Source organism: Streptomyces sp. NPDC048565 (assembly GCF_040650935.1).
Taxonomy (GTDB): domain Bacteria; phylum Actinomycetota; class Actinomycetes; order Streptomycetales; family Streptomycetaceae; genus Streptomyces.
Map to the genome: position 1 here is coordinate 185,910 of NZ_JBEZIH010000009.1, position 21,315 is coordinate 207,224.

Below are 21,315 nucleotides of genomic sequence, written 5' to 3' on the forward strand. Positions count from 1 at the left end.
TGCAGATGACAGAGCCGGAGGTACCCCGGATGGACGCCCAGCAGGCGGGGGAACAGATCGAGCGCGAGCTCCTGATCCTCACGCGGCACCAGGAGATGACCTCACCGCGCCGACTGCACGGCAGCGAGGCCCTGGACCGCAGCGCCTACGTGCTCCTCAGCCGGATCGAGGCGCAGGGCCCCATGTCGGTGGCCGACCTCGTCGACGCCTTCGGGCTCGCCGCCTCGACCTTCAACCGGCAGACGGCCGCCCTCCTGAGGGACGGACTCGTCGAACGGACCCTCGACCCCGACGGCGGGGTGGCCAGGAAGTTCCGCATCACGCGGAAGGGCACCGACGCCCTGAGGACCGACCGGGAGAAGGTGGCCGACGGGGTGAGCCAGGTGGTCACCGACTGGGAGCCCGAGCGCCTCGAACGCTTCATCGGGGACCTTCGGCAGTTCAACCAGGACATCGAACGCCTCACGGGGCGGCCCTGGCCGCGCTGACGAGGCGCCCGCACCCGCGCTCCGGCGCCATGGCCCGTCCGCCTGCCCCGTCGTGCAGACCCACGCTGACCAGGAAAGCCTGGAGGCGGGCGGGGACCCACGTGAGGGAAGTGAGCGGTCATGGGCGAGATCGTCGACGAGATCGGCCGGGTGCACAGGGAGGTCGGCACACGGCGTGTGGCGTCACAGGAGGCTGGCACGGTGCTGTTGCGGCGCGCCTTCGACGCCGGTGCGGCCGAGGTCTGGGACGCGGTGACATCGCCGGAGCGCATCGCCCGGTGGTTCCTTCCGGTGACCGGCGAGTTCCGCGTCGGCGGCACGTACCAGCTGGAGGGGAACGCCGGCGGCGAGATCCTGGAGTGTGTGCGCCAGGAGCGGCTGCGGGTGTCCTGGGTGTTCGGCCCCGATCCCGGCTTCAGCCAGGTCGAGGTACGCCTGACACCGCAGGACGCGCGGCGGACCGTGTTCGAGCTGGAGCACGTGTCCGTGGTTCCCGAGGAGTTCCGGAGCCAGTACGGCCCCGGCGCGGTCGGGATCGGCTGGGATCTGGCGCTGCTGGGGCTCGGATGGCACCTGGCAGGCGACGGCATCAGCCCGCAGGACGCCGTGGAGTGGCAGAACTCACCCGAGGCGCAGGCCTTCGTGGCGCGCTCGGGCGAGGAATGGGGCCGTGCGTTCGCCGCCTCGGGTGCGGACCCGGACACCGTGGCCGCGACCACGGTGTCGACGATCGAGTTCTACACAGGGGCTGAGGGGTGACCGGGACCAGGTGTATTTCGAAAGTCCCGCCTGCCCGGTGACGCCTGGCACGCCCTAGTCGCGGTCGGCCTGCTCGGCGCGGGCGGCGTTGCGCTCCTTGATGCGCGCGGCTTCCTTGCGGACCTCGGCCTGGGTGGCGCGCTCCTTCTGCAGCCACTCGGGGCCGTCCTGCTTCAGGGCATCGATCTGCTCGGTGGTGAGGGGCTCCGTGACCCCGCCCCGCGCGAGGCCGGCGATGGAGACGCCCAGCTTCGACGCGACCACCGGCCGGGGGTGCGGGCCGTTGCGGCGCAGCTCCTCCAGCCACTGGGGCGGATCGGTCTGCAGCGCGTTCAGCTCGGCGCGCGAGACGACGCCCTCCTGGAACTCGGCGGGGGTGGCTTCGAGGTACACACCCAGCTTCTTCGCCGCGGTGGCGGGCTTCATTGTCTGGGTGGTCTGGTGCGACGTCATGGTGTCCAGGGTATCGAGCATGTGCGCCGCCTCCGACCACGGCCGGTAACCTGGCGGAGTGACAGGCTCGGAAGAACCCTCTGCGTTCCGGCTCGCCTACGTCCCGGGCGTGACCCCGACCAAGTGGGTGCGGATCTGGAACGAGCGACTGCCCGGTACCCCCCTGGCCCTGGTCGGCGTGCCCGCCGCCGAGGCCGCGGCGCTGCTGCGCGACAGCGGCGCCGACGCCGGTTTCGTGCGGCTGCCGGTCGACCGTACGGACCTGAGCGCGATCCCCCTCTACACCGAGACGACCGTGGTCGTGATCCCCAAGGACCACGAGGCGACGGCCGTCGAGGAGTTGTCGCCCGAGGACCTGGCCGAGGAGACGGTGCTGCATCCCCTCGACGACACCCTCGACTGGGAGCGCCCGCCGGGCAGGCCCGCGTTCGAGCGGCCCGCCACGACGGAGGACGCCGTGGAGCTGGTCGCGGCGGGGGTGGGGCTGCTGGTCGTTCCGCAGTCGCTGGCCCGTCTGTACCACCGCAAGGACCTCACGTACCGGCCGCTCACCGATGCCCCCGAGTCGCGGATCGCGCTGTCGTGGCCGGAGGAGAGGACGACGGACCTGGTGGAGGAGTTCATCGGGATCGTGCGCGGGCGGACCGTCAACAGCACCCGGGGCCGCCCCCCGACACCTCCGCAGCCCAAGGCCAAGACCAAGGCCAAGCGCACGGACGGCAAGAAGAGCGCGACCCCGCGCAAGCCGGCGACGGGCAAGCAGCCCCGGGGCGGCGCCAAGCGCGGAAAGCCCCGCCGCAGGCCGTGAAGGGCTGTCCGTAGGCGGGCCCCGCACCCCCTACCCGTAGTACTTCGGAGCTACGAGCCAGGTGCGCTCCCGGGCGGGACGCCGACCACACAGGTCGGTCCATAACTTCGGTACCGGATTCAACGAGAAACCTCCGGTACGGAAGGACCCTCCATGGCGCCCCGCCCAGGGAGCAGTCGCGCGCGCCGCGCCCTGCTCACCGCACTCGTCACCGCGTCCGTGGCGCTCCCGGTGTCGGGGGCCGCCCGGCCGGCCGCCGTGCCGGCCCCGGCCCCCGCCGCCCTCGCCCCGCTGGGCACGGCGCGTCCCTCCGCGCTGGACGCCAGGTATGCGGCCGGCCGGAAGGAGATCCGGGCGGCCCGGGACATGGCCGCCGGCCACGGCGACCGACGCCGGGCCGCCGCGCTCACCGCCATGGCGGGCCACGGGCGCACCTTCCTGATGTTCGACGGACGCGACGGCGGCCGCAGCGTGGAGGTGTTCGGCGATCTGTCCCGGGCCGCCCGGATCGCCGTACTGGTGCCGGGGGCGGGCGTCGGCCTCGACCACTACGGGCGCCCACGGCGCGACGCCGAGGCGCTCATCGGTGAGCTGGGCTCCGGCTCGGCGGTCGTCGTATGGCTCGGCTACCGGACTCCCGACCTGCTGAGCCCCTCCTCCCTGACAGCAGGCCGGGCCGACGGGGCGGCACCCGTTCTCCGGGCCTTCGTACGCGAGCTGGGCCGGGCCAGGCCCGCCGCCCGGGTGTCCGTCCTCTGCCACTCCTACGGTTCCGTGGTCTGCGCCCGTGCCGCGTCCGGGCTGGATGTCGCCGACCTCGTGCTGTACGGAAGCCCGGGCGCCGGCGCGGGGAGCGCCGCCGAGCTGCGTACGCCGGCCACGGTGCGGGCGGGCCTGGGTGGGGACGACTGGATCGCGCGGGTTCCGCATCTGGCCGTCCCGCTGCCGTTCGTCACGGTCGGATTCGGGACGGACCCGGTGTCGCCCGAGTTCGGCGCAGAGGTCTTCGACGCCGGCGACGCGGGCCACAGCGACTACCTGAGGCCCGGGTCGGTCTCGCTGCACAGCATCGCCGCGATCGTCACGGGCACGGGAACGGGCACGGGAACGGGCACGGGCACGACAGGCGGCCGTCATGCGTGACCTCGTGCGGCGGATCGACGCGGCGACGCCCCAGGACCGCGACCGCGCGGTCGACGCGCTGCGCGCCCTCGCCATCCTGGGCGTGGTGTGCGGCCACTGGATGGTGACCGCGCTGGTCGCCGACAGCGGCACGGTGCACGGCGCGAGCCCGCTCCAGTACATGCCCCGGCTCGCCCCGGTGTCCTGGGTGTTCCAGACGCTCGCCGTCTTCTTCCTGGTGGGCGGCCTGACCGGCGCGAAGGGGTACACGTCCGCACGGGCCAGGGACGAGTCGTACGGGCTCTGGCTGAGCGTGCGGATGGTGCGTCTGTTCCGGCCGGTGGCCGTCGTGGTCCTCGTCTGGGTTGTGTCGGCCGGCGTGATGCTGGCCTCGGGGGTGGACGAGGCGACGGTGGGCGCACTGGCCAAGCTGGTGTGGTCCCCGCTGTGGTTCCTCCTGGTGTTCGCCGCGCTGACCGCGGCTACCCCGCTGGTCACGCGGCTGCACCCGCTGTGGCCGCTGGCCGTCGTCCTGTACGTCGACCTGTTCCGGCTGGGCCTCGGCGGCCCCGCCGCGCTGGGGTGGATCAACGTGGCGGCGGGCTGGCTGGTGCCCTACTGCCTGGGCGCGGCCTGGGCGCGGGGCGGGCTGAACGACCGCCGCACGGGATGGGTGCTGCTGGCGGGAGGCGCGGCGGCCACGGCGGGCCTGGTGCTGTTCGCGGGATATCCCGCGTCCATGGTCGGGGTGCCTGGCGGCACGCTCTCCAACCTCGACCCGCCGACGCTCGCCGTCGTCACCTTCGGCCTCGCCCAGTGCGGTGCGGCCCTGCTGCTGCTCGAACGCCTGCGGCGGGCGCTCGCACGCCCCGCATGGTGGGCGGTGGTCGCTCTGCTGAACCTGTCCGCGATGACCGTGTTCCTGTGGCACCAGACCGCGATGATCGTGGTCACGGCCAGCGCCCTGTTCCTGGGCGGCCCGCTGCCCGGCCTGCACACGGTGCCCGACGGCCCCGGCTGGGTGTGCGCCCGGACGGCCTGGCTGCCGCTGTTCGCGCTCGCGCTGCTGGTGTTCCGGTCCGCGTTCGGTGCGTACGAGCGGCGGGGCGGCGGCCGTACGACGGTCGTACGGCCCGGTTCCCCTGCCCTGACTGCGGAGTCGCGCCATGCCTAAGCTGAAGGCTATGCAGGGGGAGGCGGGGGCCTGGGGCCGGATCGTGACGGCACTCCGCGCGCTGCCGCGCCTGCTGCGCGAGGACCTGTGGACCGCCCCCGTCGATCCGGTGCCGCCCATGGGCGCGCCCGGGGCGCCGGTCTGGCGGCCCGCGTTCGGGATGCTGCTGGCTCTCGGGGCCACCATGGTCGCCGTGTGGCATGTGCCCGACCTGGTCCCACGCGGCGCCGCCGTGCCCGAGTACGCCGTGCTCCTTGTGGTGTCCCAGACGCTGGCGCTCCTCGCCGGGATGTGGTGGCCGCTGTACGCGTGGTGGGCCTCGCTGGTCCTGACGGCCGTCAGCGTGCGGGTCGCTGAGCCCGTGATGGCGTTCGGCGATCAGTTCCCGTGGACCGGCCCCGAGATGGCGCTCCAGAGCGGGGCGCTCTTCCTGCTGGCACTGCGGGTCCATCCACGCAGGGCGGCCATCGCGCTCGCGCTGAGTCTGCTGACCGGGCTGGTGTCCAGCGCCTTCACCACGCGGGCCCACAACTACTCCCTCGATGTCGGCGCGCTGGTCGTCATCACGGCCGTGGTGATCGGCACGGCGCTGCGCGCCCTGCGGGTGGCCCGAACCCAACTCGTCGTGCAGTCCGGGCTCACGGCGGAGGAGCGCTCCCGGCGCACCCTCCTGGAGGAGCGCAACCGGATCGCGCGTGAGCTGCACGACGTGGTCGCCCACCACATGTCGGTGATCTCCATCCAGGCGCAGGTCGCCCCGCATCTGGTCGAGCAGCCGTCCGAGGAGCTCCGGGAGAATCTCGCGGGCATACGGGAGAACGCCGTGGAGGCGCTGGCCGAGCTGCGCCGGGTGCTCGGTGTGCTGCGCTCGGAGGACGCCGCGGCCGACGGGGTACGGCACGCACCGCAGCCCACCCTGGACAGCCTCGGCGAGCTGATCGACACGGTGCGGCACGCGGGCATCGACGTCGTGGCGGAGACGACGGGCAGGCCTCGGCCGCTGCCTCCTGGGGTGGAGCTCTCGGCGTACCGCATCGTGCAGGAGGCGCTCAGCAATGTGATGCGCCACGCGCCCGGGGCGCGCGCCCGGGTGGAGGTCGGTCATCACTCCACCGCGGTCACCGTCCGGGTCGTCAACACCGCCCCGCAGACACCCGCGGCGCGGACGGGCGGAGTCGGTCACGGGCTGCTCGGCATGAGCGAACGCACCGCCATGCTGGGCGGCGAGTTCGCCCATGGCCGCACCCCCGGCGGAGGGTACGAAATACTGGCGACGCTTCCCCTGGAGGACCCCGCATGACCATCCGCGTGCTGATCGCCGACGACCAGATGATGGTCAGGCAGGGCTTCACCGTGCTGCTGAACGCCGAGCCCGGCATCGAGGTGGTCGGCCAGGCGGTGGACGGTCTGGACGCGCTGGAGAAGGCGGCCGAACTGGCCCCCGACGTCGTGCTGATGGACATACGGATGCCTCGTCTCGGCGGCATCGACGCGACGCGCCGCCTCACCGAGGCCCCGGGCACCACCGTCCGGGTCCTCGTGCTGACCACGTTCGACCTCGACGAGTACGTCTACGAGGCACTGCGCTCGGGCGCCTCAGGATTCCTGCTGAAGGACGCGTCGGCCGCCGAACTCGCCCAGGCGGTACGGGTGGTGGCGGCCGGGGACGCCCTGCTCGCCCCGAACATCACCAAGCGCCTGATCGCCGAGTTCTCCCGGGTGAGCACCGGAGCACGCCCTCCCAGCAGGGAGCGCGTCGGTGAACTCACGGAACGCGAGACCGAGGTGCTCTCGCTGATCGCTCAGGGGCTCTCCAACGCGGAGATATCCGTGCGCCTGGTGGTCGCGGAGCAGACCGTGAAGACCCATGTGAGCCGGATCCTGGTCAAGCTGGGCCTGCGCGACCGCACCCAGGCCGCGGTGTTCGCGTACGAGTCGGGGCTGGTGCGCCCGGCGGGCTACTGACGGCGGCGGTTCACAGGGCTCCGTACACCGCGTCGACCAGTGTCATCTTGCGCGGGTCGTCGGCGATGTTCGCGCCCATGCGGTTCATGACGTAACCGAGGGCGATCCCGGCCTCCGGGTCGGCGAGTCCGCTGGAGCCGCCCGCGCCGTCGTGGCCGAGGGCGCGCGGGTTGGGGCCGTACGACGCGTTCGGGCCGCTCAGCCAGAGGCCGAGGCCCAGCTCGGTCTCGTGGGCGAAGCCCGCGCCGAGTACCAGGTCCCGGCAGCTGCCCTGGCCCTCGCGGACCCGCTCCGCCGCCTCCTGCGACAGGATCCGCCGGCCGTCGATGCTGCCGCGCCCGGCGATGATGCCGTAGAGGGAGGCGACCGCGCGGGCGGTGCCGTGCCCGTTGGCGGCGGGGATCTCGGCGGCGCGCCACCCAGGGGTGTTGGCGGCGGCGGTGCCCGTGCGGGGGTTGAGCAGCGAGGCGATGGCGACGGGCTCCATCCGGGCGAAGAGCGCGGCCTGTTCACCGGACACGGACTTCGGCTGGACCAGCTCGGCGACCCGGTCGGCGTCCTTCTCCGGGAGGCCCACGGTGAAGTCGATGCCGAGCGGTCCGGTGATCTCCTGCCGCAGGAACTCCCCGGGCAGCAGCCCCGTGATCCGGCGGATGACCTCGCCGACGAGGAAGCCGTAGGAGATCGCGTGGTAGCCGGAGCGGGTGCCAGGCTCCCACCAGGGCTCGGTGGCCGCGAGGCGGGCCGTGGTCAGCTCCCAGTCGTAGAGCTCGGCCAGGGTGGACGGATCACGCAGGCCGGCGACCCCTGAGCGGTGCGAGAGCAGATGGCGTACACGCACGGACTCCTTGCCCGCGGCGGCGAATTCGGGCCAGTACGCGGCCACCGGGGCGTCCAGGTCGAGCAGGCCCCGGTCGGCCAGGACATGCGCGCACAGCGCGACCGGGCCCTTCGTCGTGGACCAGACGTTGACCACGGTGTCCCTCTCCCAGGGGCGGGTCCGCGCTCCGTCGGCCCAGCCGCCCCAGAGGTCGACCACGGGTCGACCGTCGAGCAGGACGGTGACCGCAGCGCCCAGCTCGTCACGCTCGGCGAAATTCGCCGCGAACGCGTCGCGCACCGCGGCGAACCGCTCGTCACAGTGGCCTTGGATCTGCGGCAGGGTCTGCGGCACGGGTCTGACTCCTCGTCTCGGCTGCCCGCACCGTACCGACTGGTCGGACTGACGGGAAGGCATCGCGGGTGACGTTCCTTCGACCGGGTGAGGCGCCGTCAGAGACTGAGGCTCCAGCGGCCGGGAAGTCCGGTGACGGCCACGGCGGAGAGCGGGCGGACGTCGACGTTCCAGTACGTCGAGGGCGGGGCCTTCAGGGCGTAGACCAGCGCCGCGCGGACGACGGCGGGTTCGGCGACGGCGACGACGGTGCCCTCACGGACCGGGCGGGTGTCCAGCCAGCTCCCCACCCTGGATATGAAGGCGAGCAGGGACTCACCGCCGTGCGGCGCGGAGCGCGGGTCGGCGAGCCAGGCGTCGACACCGGCCGGCTCGCGGGCGGCGACGTCGGACAGGGTCAGCCCCCGCCAGCGGCCCATGTCGCAGTCGCGCAGGGCCGGCTGGACGAGCGGGGCGAAGCCGAGGGCGTCGCCGGTGGCGCGGCTGCGTGGGGTGGGTGAGCAGTAGCGCAGCTCGGCGGCGCCGAGCGGCACCAGCGCGTGGGCGGCCAGCTGGACCTCGCGCCAGCCGGCGTCGTCGAGCGGCCGGTCGTCGTCGAAACGCTCGGCGAGGAGTGCGGAACTGCGCGCTGCGGCGACCAGGGACACCCGAACACTCATGGCGCGATCGTGGGGCCCCGTGCCACACCGGTCAAGAGGGCGCTCGCCACGCACGGCACGCCACGCACGGCCCGCGCTCAGCCCCTCTGAAGAATCATCCACATGTCCGGTTCGGCGAGCGGGGTGAATCCGAGCTTCGCGTAGACGCCGTGGGCGTCCTTGGTGGCGAGCAGGAACCTGCGCACGCCCAGCGGGACCAGCTCGTCCCTGACGGTGGTGACCAGCCGGGTGCCGAGGCCCTGGCCGCGGGCGGCGCGGTCGACGTACACGTCGCATATCCAGGCGAAGGAGGCGTGGTCGGTGACCACGCGCGCATAGGCGGCCTGTTCGCCCGAAGCGGTGTCGTAGGCGGCGTAATTGAGCGAGCCCGCCGTCATACGGTCCTGCTGTTCCCGGGTGCGTCCCAGGGCCCAATAGGCGTCCGTGGACAGCCAGTGGTGGATACGGACCGGATCCAGCCGTGCGGGATCGTCGGAGATCTCGTAGCGCTGCCCGGCGCTGTCGTGGTGGTTCATCCCGGGAGGCTATAGCCCGGTGTCCGCAACGTGTCGGCGGCCGTGCGCAGTCGGCGCGTCCCCTCGGCGATCTCCGCGGGGCCCGAAACGGCCGCGAAGCTCAGCCTGATGTGCCCTGCCGGGGGTTCGGCGCAGTGGTAGGGACGGCCCGGGGCGACGGCGACGCCGGCCCGCAGCGCGGCGGAGACCAGGGCGGGCTCCTCGGCTCCCGGCCCGGGGAGTCGGAGCCAGAGGCTGCCGCCGCCCGACGGCACGTGCGCCAGGGTGAGTTCGGGCAGCCGGCTGCGCACCGCGGCCGTCATCGCGGCGCGGCGGTTTCCGAGTTCGGCGGCGACGGTCCGCAGATGGCGGTCCCAGGCCGGGGAGCTCACGAGTTCGAGTGCGGCCTCCTGGAGCGGGCGCGGCACGAAGAAGCTGTCGACGACCTGGATCGCGCGCAGCCGCTCCCTGACAGGTCCACGGGCGGCCAGCGCCCCGACGCGGAGGCTGGGTGACGTGACCTTGGTGAGGGAGCGCACATGGATCACGACGCCGTCCGGGTCGTCGGCGGCCAGGGGCTCGGGCAGCGGTCCCGCGTCGTCGTGGACGAGGCGGCGGGCGAAGTCGTCCTCGACGACGAAGGCGCCGGCCCGCCGGGCGGCCCGCACGACGCGCTCACGCCGCTCGGGGGCGAGGGTCACGCCCGTCGGGTTGTGGAAGAGCGGCTGGCAGACGAAGACCTTGGCGCCGGTGGCGCGGAAGACGGCCTCCAGCAGATCGGGCCTGACCCCGTCGGCGTCCATGGGGACGGGCACCGGCCGCAGGCCGGTGGCTCGGGCGGCGGCCAGCATGCCCGGGTAGGTGGGCGACTCGACGAGGACGGGGGCGCCGGGCGGGGCGAGCGCCCGCAGCGCGGTGGCCAGGGCGCTCTGCCCGCCGGCCGTGATCAGGACGTCGGGGCCGGTGAGCGTGGGCCCGATATCGCGGGCGAACCAGTCGCGCAGCTCCGGCAGTCCGCAGGTGGGCGGCCTCCCCCATGCCCCGGGCCTGCGGCCCGCCCTGGCCAGGGCGGCGGCCAGGGCCCGCTCGGGCTGGAGGCCCGGGTGGAGGTAGCCGCCGTTGAACTCGATGACGCCGGAAGGAGGTTCGGCGAGCGTGACGAGGACCCCCGAGGCGTCGACGGTGCGCGGTACGACCTCGGGCCCGCCGCCCCCGCTGAGCGTCACCTCCTGCCAGGAGGTGTCGCCCGGCGGGGGCACGGCGCCACGGGTGTCGGCCCGGAAGGCCCCCGCTCCGGGGCGGGTGACGACCAGGCCCTCGGCGGCGAGCTGCGCGACCGCCCGCGAGACGGTCACCGGACTGACCTTGAAACGCTCGACGAGCGCACGGCTGGACGGCAGCTTCCCACCAGGTGAGTAGCGGTTCAGCTCACCCCTCAGGGAAGACACCAGTTCAGCGACGCTGCTACGCTCATACATGACAGCGCAGAGTAGCACTACTGATCAGTCGACGATAGCGGCTGAGGGCGGTCGCCCGACGGTGCGCCGCGGCCCGGGCGGCGGCGTCGTGCTTGCCGGGCTCGGCGTCCTCGCCTTCTCACTGACCTTCCCCTCGACGGTGTGGGGCCTGGAGAGCTTCGGCCCCTGGTCCCTGGTCGCCGTGCGCAGCGTGCTCGCGGCACTGATCGCGGGTTGCGCCCTGCTCGTGGGCCGGGTCCCGGTGCCCGCACGACGCCACTGGGCGGGCCTCGCGGTCGTCGCGGGCGGCGTGGTGGTGGGGTTCCCGCTGCTGACCACGCTCGCGCTGCAGACCTCCACGAGCTCGCACGCCGCGGTCGTGGTGGGGCTGCTGCCGCTGACGACGGCGCTCTACTCGACGCTGCGCACCGGCTCGCGCCCGCCACGCGCCTTCTGGATCGCGGCGCTGGCCGGAGCGGCCGTGGTGATCGCCTTCACGGTCCAGCAGAGCGGCGGGAAGCTCTCCGGCGGCGATCTGTACCTGTTCGGTGCACTGCTGGTCTGCGCGGCCGGATACGCCGAGGGAGGCAAGCTGGCCGGGGTGATGCCCGGCTGGCAGGTGATCGGCTGGGCGCTCGTCATGGCCCTGCCGCTCGCCGTGGCGGGCGCGGCCGTCGCGCTGCCATTCGAGCCGGTGCACCTCACGGCGCACGGGGTCATCGGGCTGGCCTGGGTGGCCGCAGGGTCGACCTTCCTCGGGCTGTACGTCTGGTACCGGGGCATGGCGGAGATCGGCGTACCGCGAGCCAGCCAGCTCCAGCTGGGGCAGCCGCTGCTCACCCTGGTCTGGTCGTTCCTCGCTCTCGGCGAGGAGGTGTCGGCCGCCGCACCGGTGGCGGCGGTCGCCGTCCTGGTGTGCATCGCCGTCACCCAGCGCGCGGGTCGGCCCGCCGCGCGCCGCGCGGAAGCCACCGCGCCCGTGGAGTCATAGACTTGTCGACATGGACCGCCACGCATGAGGAGGTCGCTCCCGATGGAGGCACACACCGGCGACCGGCTGCTGACACACGGCAGGACCGTGGGTCGGCATGACCGGGTCGCGGAGATCGTCGAGGTGCTCGGCGACGGGGGCAGCCCCCCGTACCGGCTGCGCTTCGAGGACGGCCACGAATCGATCAGGTCCCCCGGCCCCGACAGCGTCGTCCAGCACACCGCCGCCGAGGACCGGGACCGGTAGCGAAGGTCAGCGGGGCGTACGGACCCTGGCCCGGTAGTGGTCGGCCACGAGCCGGGCCATGGCGCCGGTGGGGTCGCTTTTCACCTGCTTCGCGGAGAAGTAGACATGGCCGCCGACCTCGGGATGGTCCGCGGCGAGGTCCAGGTGGCGGGAGAGTTCGGCCGGGTCCTGCCAGGCGGCGGGCTGGGCGGGGTCGCCGGCCTTGTACAGCGCCTCTCCGATGTACAGACCCACCTCGGTGCCGCGGACCGTCTCGGCCCACCAGGGCAGCAGCTTCGCGTAGTCGGCGGCGGGGAAGCCGATGTTCCAGTAGATCTGCGGACAGATGTAGTCGATCCAGCCCTCCTTGACCCACTTCCGGGTGTCGGCGTGCAGGTCGTCGTACGTCTGCACGCCACCCGCCGTGTCCGAGCCCAGCGGATCGGTCGTGGAGTTGCGCCACACCCCGAAGGGGCTGATCCCGAACCGGGCGCCGCTCCTGACCTCCTTGATGCGCTCGGCCGTCTCGCGCACCAGCCGGTCGGTGTTGTCGCGGCGCCAGGACGCCTTGTCCCCGAAGTCCGCGCCGTACCGCTCGTAGGTGGCGTCGTCGTCGAAGACCTGGCCGGCCACCGGGTAGGGGTAGAAGTAGTCGTCCCAGTGCACCGCGTCGACGGCGTAGCGGCTGACCGCGTCGAGCATCGCGTCCTGGACGAACTTCCTGACCTCGGGCAGCCCCGGGTTGTAGTAGAGCTTCCCGCCGTACGGCAGGACCCAGTCCGGATGCTGCCGGGCGGGGTGGGTGGCGACGAGACGCGTGGGGTCCGTGTGGTTCGCGACCCGGTACGGGTTGAACCACGCGTGCAGTTCGAGACCGCGGGCGTGCGCCTCACGCACCGCCGTGCCCAGCGGGTCCCAGCCGGGGTCCTTGCCCTGGACACCGGTGAGGCACTCGGCCCACGGCTCGTACGACGAGGGCCACAGGGCGTCGGCGCTCGGCCGGACCTGGAGGACCACGGCGTTCAGCCGCAGTGCGACCGCCCGGTCCAGGTGCGCGGTCAGCTCAGCCTCCTGGGCCGCGGCGCTCAGGCCGGGCGCCGAGGGCCAGTCCAGGTTGCCGACCGTGGCGATCCACACCCCGCGCAGCTCACCCGCGTCAGCCGCACGGCGCCCGTACGGAGGGGGACCCGGCCTGCGCGACGCCGCGGCGTCGCCCGCTGTCATCAGCGCGGCGACCGTGCCCGCCGCGCCCATCATCAATGACCTGCGGCCCATACGAGGCATCTTTGCACCTTTCGTTCCTCTGTCCCTGTGTGTCACGTCGGCAGTGCGTGACACAGATCATGCCTTCCTCCGGGCCCCGACCCGCGGCTCACCGGAACCGGGTCGCGGAGTAACGTCGTGGGGTCGAGGCGGACACCGGAATCAAACGGGACTGCCGCACGAGGATCAGCGAAAGGCACGAGGTGACGGAGTCTATGGCCGACATTGCACGCGTCGGAGTGGTGGGCTGTGGCCAGATGGGCGCAGGCATCGCGGAGGTGTGCGCCCGCAGCGGCCTCGAGGTCAAGGTGGCCGAGACCACCGGAGAGGCCCTGGAGATAGGGCGCACCCGGCTCCACAACTCGCTCTCCAAGGCCGCCGAACGCGGCAAGATCACCCCCGAGGAGCGTGACGAGACCCTCTCTCGCCTCAGCTTCACCACGGACCTCGGCGAGTTCGCCGACCGTGACCTCGTGATCGAGGCGGTCGTGGAGAACGAGCAGGTCAAGACCGAGATCTTCCAGGTGCTCGACCAGGTCGTGACGCGGCCGGACGCGATCCTCGCATCGAACACCTCCTCCATCCCGCTGGTGAAGCTGGCCGTCGCGACCTCCCGTCCCGACCAGGTCATCGGCATCCACTTCTTCAACCCGGCGCCTGTGCAGCGGCTCGTCGAGCTGATCCCCGCGCTGACGACGTCCGACGAGACCGTCAAGCGCGCGGAATCCGTCGTGCGGACCGTGCTGGACAAGCACCCGATCCGCGCCCAGGACCGCTCGGGTTTCGTCGTCAACGCCCTGCTGATCCCGTATCTGCTCTCCGCCATCCGGATGTTCGAGTCGGGCATCGCCAGCCGCGAGGACATCGACAACGGGATGGAGATGGGCTGCGCCCACCCGATGGGGCCGCTCAAGCTCGCCGACCTGATCGGCCTGGACACCGTGGCCTCGGTCGCCGACTCGATGTACGCGGAGTACAAGGAGCCGCTGTACGCCGCTCCCCCGCTGCTCCAGCGGATGGTGGACGCGGGCCGGCTCGGCCGCAAGACGGGGTCGGGCTTCTACCCGTACGACTGACCGTTCGTCGGCGGGCCCGGCGCGCACGCTGCCGGGCCCGCCGGGGCACGGGGGCCATGACGCCGCCCTTCGGCGAAACCACGGCCGCCCGCGGCGATCGGGTGCGGCAGAAGCCGTCGCAGTACGCCAACATCCTCGTTCCTCATCGCTGAACCGTCGGCAGAGCCGTCAGCGGAATGCCGGGTCCACGCACACCACGCCGGCCCGAAGGGGCCCTCCCGATCCCGGGCCACGCGGGCGACCCGTCGGCCGGTTCGCGGACGGCTCGCCCGCGGATACCGCCGGGACATTTCCGGGGGGGGCAGACGGTTTACGACGCCCGACGGTCAGGGACTGTGGTGCCGAAACGGAGAATTCCCGGCCCGTCCCTCCCGCTGAACGGGTCCGCCGGACGGCGTCCGGACGCGGGCCGGCGGTGGACGGCACGGAAACACTTTTCGAAACAGGCGTGAAGCGGACTCCACAGGCCGGATAAACGGGCACACCGCCCACCGAACCTCCGACCACAGTCTTTTGGGTGCGCGCAAAACATTGCTTGACTAGCGGAGGAGACCATTCCTAGGCTCTGAGGCAATCACGCGGAACGAATCGGCTACCCCAGGCCACGGCATTCACTCTGCGTGATACCTCACATCTGAGTACAGGAAGACGGTATCCAGTGGTGACCACCCGCATTGCAGATACCCCTCATGCTCAAGGCCGGACGCCGAACCGTTACGGCCCGTTCACCGGCGGCTGACCGGGCCGAACGCGGCAGCGAGCAGCGAAAGACCCCGCAGTCATTCCTCCGGCCCCCTCGCGGCGGGCGGGCCACGTCCGACACCTGCAAGAGTTTCACCGGAAAGCCTCATTTCAATTCCCGGGCGTTCGCCCCCAACTGCCCGCCGCTTCCCAGGACACCGGTTTCCCATGTGGTTTCGACCGGCTATTCCTCGTTTCCCCGAAGCGGACTTCGCACACCGAAATCCAGCACGTCACTGCACTCGCCGACACCATGAAAGGTGTGTGCCATGTCCACCCCCACGACTGTCACGTGCGACACCTGCGGTACCGAACTGACTCGAACCAAGCAGTCCCGAACCTCGCAGCCCCGGGTTCGTTACTGTTCCAACGCCTGCCGTCAGCGCTCGTACCGGCTGCGGCAGAAGTCCGGCGGTGTGGAGGCCGGGCTGAGCAGCGAACTACTGACCCAACTGAGCAGCTTCGTCGGCCGCACCGAGGAACTGGTCGAGCTGACCCGCCTGCTGCACGAGGTACGGCTGCTGACGCTGACCGGACCCGCGGGCGTGGGCAAGTCCCGGCTGGCGCTGGAAGTGGCAGGCCAGGAGGCGCGCGGCCGCCGGAGCGAGGTCTCGGTCGTGCAGCTCAGCACAGTCACCGACGCCGACGACGTGCGCCGGCGAATCCTCGAAGCGCTCGGCGACGGGACCGAAGAGGGCCGGGCGGCCTCCGCCCTGGACAGGCTGCTCGTTCTGGACGACTGCGACCATGTGCTGTACACGTGCGGAGCCGTGCTGACCGAGCTGCTCCCCGGACGGCCGCGGCTGAGCGTGCTCGCCACCAGCAGGGAGCCGCTGCGGCTGCCCGGCGAGTCGGTGTTCTCCGTGACGGGTCTGGCGTTGAGCGACCCTGAGTCCGTCAACTCCCTCGCCGACGGTCTGCGTTCCGACGCGGTCGCGCTCTTCATGGACCGGGCCCGCGCGGTCGCCCCGGACTCCCGGCTCACCCGGGACAACGCCGCGGACGTCGCCGAGATCTGCGCACGCCTGGACGGACTGCCGCTGCTCATCGAGATGGCCGCCCGGCTGATCCGCGTCTTCCCGCCGGCCGAGATCCGCTCGCGGCTCCAGGACCGGTTGACGCTCCTGACGAACGGCTGGCGGCTGGCCGACGACCGCCACCAGAGCCTGCGCGCCTCGCTGGAGTGGGGGTACGTACTGCTGGGCCCGGCCGAACAGGCTCTGCTGCGCAGGCTGTCGATCCTGCCGGGCGGGTTCGGGCCGGACGCGGTCTCGGCGGTCACGGCGGACGTGCCGGAGGCGGCGGTCTCCCTGCCGGAACTCCTGGTCGCCCTGGAGTCGAAGTCCGTCATCACCCCGTCGACGGGCAGGGACGGTGGTGCCGCGCGCTTCCGGATGCTGGAGTCCACGCAGTGTTTCGGACAGGAGCGGCTCGTTGCCGAGGGCGAGGACACAGCGACCTACGAACGTCTGATCGTCTGGCTGACAACGATGTCTCTACCGTTGCGGAGCGAGGCCGTGGTGCCGGTCGCGACGCTGGACCGGCTGGCCGGGGAGCGCGTCAATCTCGCACACGCGGTCCGGCGAATGGGAGAGGGGTCCGACGAACGGCAGTTGCTCCTGGTCGCGGCGTTGGCCGCGGTGGAGGGGGCACGGGGCCGGGGCGCCGAGGTGGCGGGGCTCGTGGAGCATGCCTTGGAGCGGACCGCACCGCACTCCGACTACCGAGCGCTCGCGCTGGAAGCGGCGGCTCTGGTCGGTCGGGGCGACAGGGCGGCACGGTTGATCGACCAGGCGGTGCGGGAGGAGCGGCAGCGGGGCCGTTCACCGTTGCTGGGGCGGCTGCTGCTGGACCGCGGGATCCTGCACCAGGCGCGGGACGAGTGCCGGGCGTCGGCCGACGACCTGGAGGAGTCGCTGGAGATCGGGCTGCGGGCTCATCACGACACCCTCGTGGCGCTGAGCCGGGGCGCCCTCGCCCGGAACCGATTGGAGGGCGGTGATCCGGCGGGGGCGGAGCGTGAGCTCGCCCAAGCGCTCCCCGCACTCCGTGGTGGGGTGCCCCCGCAGTGGCTGAGCTCCGTTCTGTCCACCGCCGGCGCGCTGGCGGTGGAGAAGGGCGACTTGGAACGGGCGGAGGAGCTCTTCACCGAGGCCCTGCGCTGCCGTGCACATCATCACGCGGACGCCGCACGGGCGTTGGAAGGGCTGGCGCTGGTCGCGGCCCGCGGCTACCGGTTCGAACGCGGAACGCGGCTGCTGGGCGTGGCGGAAGGGGTGCGTGGCGGCGGGCCGGGGGAGAGCGGCTGGTGGCGGCGACGTGTCCAGGAAGCGCGTGACACCGCGCTGCGGGCACTGCCCGTGGGCCGGGCCGAGTCCTGGCTGGAGGCCGGTCGTGCGATGCCCTGGCGGCAGGCGCTGGCCCTGGCGCTCGGCGACGAGGTGTCGGAGCCCCGGGGCGGGGGGGCCGCGCATCCGCTGAGCAGGCGGGAGCGGGACGTGGCCGCGCTCGTCGTGGAGGGCTTGACGAACCGTCAGATAGCGGCGCGGATCCATGTGTCCGTGCGTACCGTCGAGACACACATCCGCCATATCCGCACCACGCTGGGGCTGCGGTCCCGGGCACATATCGCAGCCTGGGAGGCGCAGCAGCAGGCCGGTGCCCCGGCGGCGCCGGCGGCGGTGTCCACCTCCGCGTCCCCGCCGGCTGTGGCGCTGCGCCGCCCGCCCGACACACGGGAGGTACTGCGAGGTGTGCGGGTCGGCGGCGGTGTCGTCCGGCCGGAGCTGCGGGGCGCGTAGCCGTCGTGCGGCGGGGGCCGTCGTGGCATGACCGTCGTGTGAGCGGTGGCCATGCCACGACGGCCGCATGGAAGGCGTGGGAGTGCCCCGGCGGCGTTGCCTACGGTCGCCGGGGCTCCGCCGTGCGGCGTGCCCGAACCGGTCGGCTGCGTGCCCGAACCGGTCGGTCGCGAGTCCTCAGGGTTCCCGGACGGTCTCCACCCGAATCAGTGCCGTCGCGGTCTCCAGGGCGGTCTCGGCCTCCCGCGGTGTGGATCCGACCGCGATGACGTGGCCCAGGCGGTCGTAGGCCGCCTGGGGCGGGCGGACCGTGCGGCCGACGACCCCGGTGGTGACGACGGATTCGACGCCGGGGACGCGGGCAGCTTCCGCGACACCGGTGATGCCGGTCAGCCGGCCGGTCTCCGTCGCCGTCAGGAACCGCAGTCCGGCGTGGAGCGCACGGTCCGCGGTCAGTGCGAGGGGGCGCCCGGTGGCAACGCGGAGCTGTTGGTCCAGCAGGTCGATGCCGGTCGCAGCGCGGATCAGTTGGGGGATCATGCCGCCGGCCAGGCGTCCGTTGATCTCGATGACGACGGGTCCCGCCGGGGTCAGCCGGACCTCGACGTGGGCGGGGCCGAGTTCGAAACCGACCGCCTTGAGGGCCTTCCGGGCGCACTCCGCGATGTCGGCCTCCGCCGTGGTGGACAGGGCGGCCGGGAAGAAGTGCCCGGTCTCGACGAAGTGCGGCAGCGCGGTGGTCGTCCGCCCCGTGATCCCCACGCACACGGCCTCGCCTTCGGCGCAGAACATCTCCACGCTGTACTCGGGAGCGTCCACGAACTCCTCGACGAGGACCTTGCCGGCACGCGCCTGTCCCCGGATGTTCTCGGTGGCGGCGAGGATGTGCGCGGCCTGCGTGAGAGCGCTGGCCTCGTCGGCGCACCAGCGCACGTCCTGCGATCCGGAGCCGTCCGCCGGTTTGACCACACAGGGCAGTCCGACGCGGGCGACGGCCGCCGCGACACCCTCTGCGGATCCGACGACGACGTGGGCGGGCTGTGACATCCCCGCTTCGCTCAGGGCGGCGCGGGTCAGGGACTTGTCCCGGCAGAGCGCGGCGGTGCCGGGAGCGTGTCCGGGCCGTCCGAACGACCGGGCCAGGGCCGCCGCGTGGACGAGGTAGAAGTCGCTGGTGGTGGTGACTCCCGCGACGGTACGTCCTGCGGCGGCCGAGCCGGCGGCCGCCCGGACGGCCGCCTCGTCCTCGGTGTCGCAGAGGACGGCGGAACAGCCCGTCTCGTCAAGTCCCGGGTAGCGGGCGGGGTCCTTGGTGAGGAGAACCGGGGCGAGGCCGAGCCGGGTCGCGGTGCGCAGGGCCAGCATTCCGGTGCCGGTGGTGTTGGACTCGACGAAGAGGAGGACCGGGCGCTCTCTGCGCGGAAGCGCCGCACAGGACCAGTTGTGGACGGTCGTGCCGAAGGCCACCTCGGTGGGGACGGTGGCGATCGGGCCCGCGGCCTCGTGCCGGTAGACGGAGTCGACGTATCGGTCCCCGCGATCCGGCATGATGCCCACGAGCCGGGTCCCCGGGGCGGCGCGGGCGGCGAGGTGGGTGAGGACGCGGTAGACCGAGCCGGAGGTGTTGCCGGCGAAGATCTTCTGTTCCCGCGCGAGGCTCTTGGTCGCGTCGAAGGCCTCGTCGTCGGAGAGCCAGTGGACCTCGTCGAAGAGCCGGTAGTCGATGTTGTCGGGGTAGAGACTGTTGCCGAGGCCGCCCTGTTTGCGAGTGGCGACGTCGGGCTGGCCGAACAGCACGCTGCCGACGCAGTCGACACCGACCACCTTCAGGTCGGGCAGGTGTTCCAGGAGCGCGGCGGAGGTGCCGCAGAGTGAGCCGCCACTGCCGACCGAGCCGACCAGGACGTTCACGGTGCCCAGGTCATCGAGGAGCTCGGCGGCGAGAGTCCGGTAGGCGGCCGGATTGTCCGGGTTGCTGTACTGCTGCGGCCACCAGGAGCCCGGCAGGTCACGCATCAGCTCGGCGAGGCGTTCGAGGCGGGCGCCCTGCCAGCCGTGTGCGGTCATGGCCTTCACGATGTGCACGCTGCAGCCCATCGCCTTGAGCTTGGCGAGGGTGACGGGGTCGATGCGGGGGTCGGTGACGATGTGCACGGGGTGCCCGAGGTAAGTGCCGACAAGGGCGACGCCGAGGGCCATGGTGCCGGATGAGCTCTCCACGATGGGTGCGCCCTCTCGCAGGGCACCGGTGCGGCGTGCCTCGAGGATGATGCGGCGGGCGACGCGGTCCTTCATGGCGTAGGGGTTCAGCAGTTCGAGTTTGCCGTAGACCTCGACGCCGTCGGGGGCGTCCACCCGCAGCCGCACGGCAGGGGTGTTTCCGATGGCGTCGACCAGGGTGTCGTGTCGCATGCGCGCTCCTCGGGGGTGTGCCGCGGTCAGCCTTCCATGGCCTCGATCAGGCTCCTGGGCCGAAGCTCGGTCCAGTTCTTCTCGATGTAGGTCATGCACGCCTCGCGGCTGTCCTCGTCGTGCGCGACCCTCCAGCCGTCGGGGACCTCCGCGAACGCGGGCCACAACGAGTGCTGTCCCTCGTCGTTGACGAGGACCTGGAAGGTGGCGTCCGGGTCGTCGAACGGGTTCACCTGTCCCACCGCCCTTTCCCGTGTCTTCGCGCGATGGCCGGTCCACCGCGGCGACGCCATCCTCACGGCGGGCGTCGGGCCGGGCCTCGGTGGGATCCACCGTTACGGCGCCGGGGGCCCGCCGCCTGCCGACGTCCCTGCTAGAACTGGGGGCCGCGTTCCGGGAGTTCACCCGGTGGGAACCACCGGGCGCGAGTTGGGTACGTGCAGCGACGCGACACCCTTGTCCAACTCCTGGGAGGAGCGCGGATTCGGCCATCGGGCAAAGTCCGCGGTCCTCCTCCCCCACCGCACCGCTCCCCCGGTCACGCCGTCCGCGGACAGGCCGGTCGCCGTGCACGACCTGGAACAGAACATGCGCCTGTTACCGTCGATCCGAGGACACGATGTACAGGGAACTGCCGTCCCGACCCGTGCGCGGCCGCACTTTCACCCAGGACGCGCGGAGGACACAGATCGTCGAGGCGACGATCGAGACGCTGGCCGAGATCGGCTACACGAAGACATCGTTCACGGCGATCTGCAGACATGCCAATCTGAGCAGTACCGGTCTGATCTCCTACCATTTCGCGGGAAAGCCACAACTGTTGCGGGAAGTCACGCGGACCATCCTGGAGAAGGCGGGCACGCTTCGGACCGGCCACGTCGAGCAGGAGACGACGTATCGCGGGAAACTGGGCGCCTACATCTCCTCTCACTTCGACTTCATGGCCCGCTACCCGGCGCATGCCAGGGCACTCACCGAGATCGCCGGACTCGTCCGCGAACGGCCGGCCCTCGGACTGGACGACGTCGCCCGCAGTGCCCTGTCGGTGGAGACTCTGGTCGTGCTGCTCGAAGAGGGCTGCCGTGCGGGCGAGTTCCGCATTCCGGACCCGCCGGTGCTGGCGCTGGCGGTGCAGGGCGCCCTCGACAACGTCGTCCGCCATCACGAATTGTTCGCGGTGGCCGACCTGGGCCGCCTGGCGCGGGAGCTGACGGACATCTTCACCCGTTGCACGCTGGCCCCCTGATGGACAG

Annotated in this window: 20 protein-coding genes; 12 read left to right on the top strand and 8 right to left on the bottom strand. The window is 72.2% G+C overall.

Annotated features, from left to right (window positions below):
* Positions 1 to 29: 29 nt before the first annotated feature.
* Both AB0C75_RS14120 and AB0C75_RS14125 read left to right on the top strand, forming a co-directional pair.
* A complete protein-coding gene (locus AB0C75_RS14120) occupies positions 30 to 488 on the top strand; it encodes a MarR family transcriptional regulator (protein ID WP_362890480.1) in 459 nt (152 codons plus the stop codon).
* 120 nt (positions 489 to 608) lie between these two features.
* On the top strand, positions 609 to 1,247 hold the full coding sequence (locus tag AB0C75_RS14125; RefSeq protein ID WP_362890405.1) for an SRPBCC family protein: 639 nt from the start codon (positions 609 to 611) through the stop codon (positions 1,245 to 1,247).
* A gap of 54 nt (positions 1,248 to 1,301) precedes the next feature.
* On the opposite strand, the gene AB0C75_RS14130 is transcribed toward AB0C75_RS14125, so the two are convergent.
* Positions 1,302 to 1,700, bottom strand: a complete 399-nt coding sequence (locus AB0C75_RS14130) for a DUF5997 family protein (RefSeq protein WP_362890407.1) — start codon at positions 1,698 to 1,700, stop codon at positions 1,302 to 1,304.
* Between the two features lie 58 nt (positions 1,701 to 1,758).
* Here AB0C75_RS14130 and AB0C75_RS14135 point away from each other — a divergent pair, with 58 nt between their 5' ends.
* The 5 genes from AB0C75_RS14135 to AB0C75_RS14155 all read left to right on the top strand — a co-directional run bounded on the left by AB0C75_RS14135 (position 1,759) and on the right by AB0C75_RS14155 (position 6,769).
* A complete protein-coding gene (locus AB0C75_RS14135) occupies positions 1,759 to 2,508 on the top strand; it encodes a LysR family substrate-binding domain-containing protein (protein WP_362890410.1) in 750 nt (249 codons plus the stop codon).
* A gap of 153 nt (positions 2,509 to 2,661) precedes the next feature.
* Positions 2,662 to 3,651 (top strand): alpha/beta hydrolase, encoded by a 990-nt coding sequence (locus AB0C75_RS14140; RefSeq protein WP_362890411.1) that lies wholly within the window; start codon positions 2,662 to 2,664, stop codon positions 3,649 to 3,651.
* The gene (locus tag AB0C75_RS14145; protein WP_362890412.1) at positions 3,644 to 4,804 is read left to right on the top strand and encodes an acyltransferase; all 1,161 of its coding nucleotides are present in this window, start codon (positions 3,644 to 3,646) and stop codon (positions 4,802 to 4,804) included. The genes AB0C75_RS14140 and AB0C75_RS14145 overlap by 8 nt, the downstream gene beginning before the upstream one ends.
* Positions 4,797 to 6,104 (top strand): sensor histidine kinase, encoded by a 1,308-nt coding sequence (locus tag AB0C75_RS14150; RefSeq protein ID WP_362890413.1) that lies wholly within the window; start codon positions 4,797 to 4,799, stop codon positions 6,102 to 6,104. The genes AB0C75_RS14145 and AB0C75_RS14150 overlap by 8 nt, the downstream gene beginning before the upstream one ends.
* Positions 6,101 to 6,769, top strand: a complete 669-nt coding sequence (locus AB0C75_RS14155) for a response regulator transcription factor (RefSeq protein ID WP_362890415.1) — start codon at positions 6,101 to 6,103, stop codon at positions 6,767 to 6,769. Before AB0C75_RS14150 ends, AB0C75_RS14155 begins: the two co-directional genes overlap by 4 nt.
* Positions 6,770 to 6,779: 10 nt before the next feature.
* Here the strand turns inward: AB0C75_RS14155 and AB0C75_RS14160 are convergent, their stop codons facing one another.
* The 4 genes from AB0C75_RS14160 to AB0C75_RS14175 all read right to left on the bottom strand — a co-directional run bounded on the left by AB0C75_RS14160 (position 6,780) and on the right by AB0C75_RS14175 (position 10,574).
* Positions 6,780 to 7,943: a serine hydrolase domain-containing protein gene (locus tag AB0C75_RS14160; RefSeq protein WP_362890417.1), complete on the bottom strand. Its 1,164-nt coding sequence runs from the start codon at positions 7,941 to 7,943 to the stop codon at positions 6,780 to 6,782.
* Between the two features lie 98 nt (positions 7,944 to 8,041).
* A complete protein-coding gene (locus AB0C75_RS14165; protein ID WP_362890419.1) occupies positions 8,042 to 8,602 on the bottom strand; it encodes a phosphoglycerate mutase family protein in 561 nt (186 codons plus the stop codon).
* Positions 8,603 to 8,679: 77 nt separating this feature from the next.
* Positions 8,680 to 9,117 carry a GNAT family N-acetyltransferase gene (locus AB0C75_RS14170; protein ID WP_362890421.1) on the bottom strand — a complete coding sequence of 146 codons (438 nt, stop codon included), beginning with the start codon at positions 9,115 to 9,117 and terminating at the stop codon, positions 8,680 to 8,682.
* Positions 9,114 to 10,574, bottom strand: a complete 1,461-nt coding sequence (locus AB0C75_RS14175; RefSeq protein ID WP_362890423.1) for a PLP-dependent aminotransferase family protein — start codon at positions 10,572 to 10,574, stop codon at positions 9,114 to 9,116. The genes AB0C75_RS14170 and AB0C75_RS14175 overlap by 4 nt, the downstream gene beginning before the upstream one ends.
* Between AB0C75_RS14175 and AB0C75_RS14180 the strand changes: the two genes are divergently transcribed.
* Positions 10,573 to 11,544 carry a DMT family transporter gene (locus AB0C75_RS14180; RefSeq protein WP_362890425.1) on the top strand — a complete coding sequence of 324 codons (972 nt, stop codon included), beginning with the start codon at positions 10,573 to 10,575 and terminating at the stop codon, positions 11,542 to 11,544. The genes AB0C75_RS14175 and AB0C75_RS14180 overlap by 2 nt on opposite strands.
* 42 nt (positions 11,545 to 11,586) lie before the next feature.
* Complete coding sequence (locus AB0C75_RS14185; RefSeq protein WP_362890427.1) at positions 11,587 to 11,790, top strand: DUF1918 domain-containing protein; 204 nt, start codon at positions 11,587 to 11,589, stop codon at positions 11,788 to 11,790.
* A 6-nt stretch (positions 11,791 to 11,796) separates the two neighbouring features.
* On the opposite strand, the gene AB0C75_RS14190 is transcribed toward AB0C75_RS14185, so the two are convergent.
* On the bottom strand, positions 11,797 to 13,026 hold the full coding sequence (locus AB0C75_RS14190; protein ID WP_362890483.1) for a family 10 glycosylhydrolase: 1,230 nt from the start codon (positions 13,024 to 13,026) through the stop codon (positions 11,797 to 11,799).
* Positions 13,027 to 13,247: 221 nt separating this feature from the next.
* Here AB0C75_RS14190 and AB0C75_RS14195 point away from each other — a divergent pair, with 221 nt between their 5' ends.
* Together AB0C75_RS14195 and AB0C75_RS14200 are read left to right on the top strand one after the other, a co-directional pair.
* On the top strand, positions 13,248 to 14,108 hold the full coding sequence (locus tag AB0C75_RS14195; protein ID WP_362890429.1) for a 3-hydroxybutyryl-CoA dehydrogenase: 861 nt from the start codon (positions 13,248 to 13,250) through the stop codon (positions 14,106 to 14,108).
* 1,010 nt (positions 14,109 to 15,118) lie between these two features.
* Positions 15,119 to 17,650 (top strand): LuxR C-terminal-related transcriptional regulator, encoded by a 2,532-nt coding sequence (locus AB0C75_RS14200; protein ID WP_362890431.1) that lies wholly within the window; start codon positions 15,119 to 15,121, stop codon positions 17,648 to 17,650.
* Positions 17,651 to 17,827: 177 nt separating this feature from the next.
* On the opposite strand, the gene AB0C75_RS14205 is transcribed toward AB0C75_RS14200, so the two are convergent.
* Together AB0C75_RS14205 and AB0C75_RS14210 are read right to left on the bottom strand one after the other, a co-directional pair.
* Complete coding sequence (locus tag AB0C75_RS14205; protein WP_362890433.1) at positions 17,828 to 20,062, bottom strand: pyridoxal-phosphate dependent enzyme; 2,235 nt, start codon at positions 20,060 to 20,062, stop codon at positions 17,828 to 17,830.
* 26 nt (positions 20,063 to 20,088) lie between these two features.
* Positions 20,089 to 20,295 (bottom strand): MbtH family protein, encoded by a 207-nt coding sequence (locus tag AB0C75_RS14210; protein WP_362890486.1) that lies wholly within the window; start codon positions 20,293 to 20,295, stop codon positions 20,089 to 20,091.
* Between the two features lie 413 nt (positions 20,296 to 20,708).
* Here AB0C75_RS14210 and AB0C75_RS14215 point away from each other — a divergent pair, with 413 nt between their 5' ends.
* Positions 20,709 to 21,308 (top strand): TetR family transcriptional regulator, encoded by a 600-nt coding sequence (locus tag AB0C75_RS14215; RefSeq protein ID WP_362890435.1) that lies wholly within the window; start codon positions 20,709 to 20,711, stop codon positions 21,306 to 21,308.
* The last annotated feature ends 7 nt before the right edge of the window (positions 21,309 to 21,315 follow it).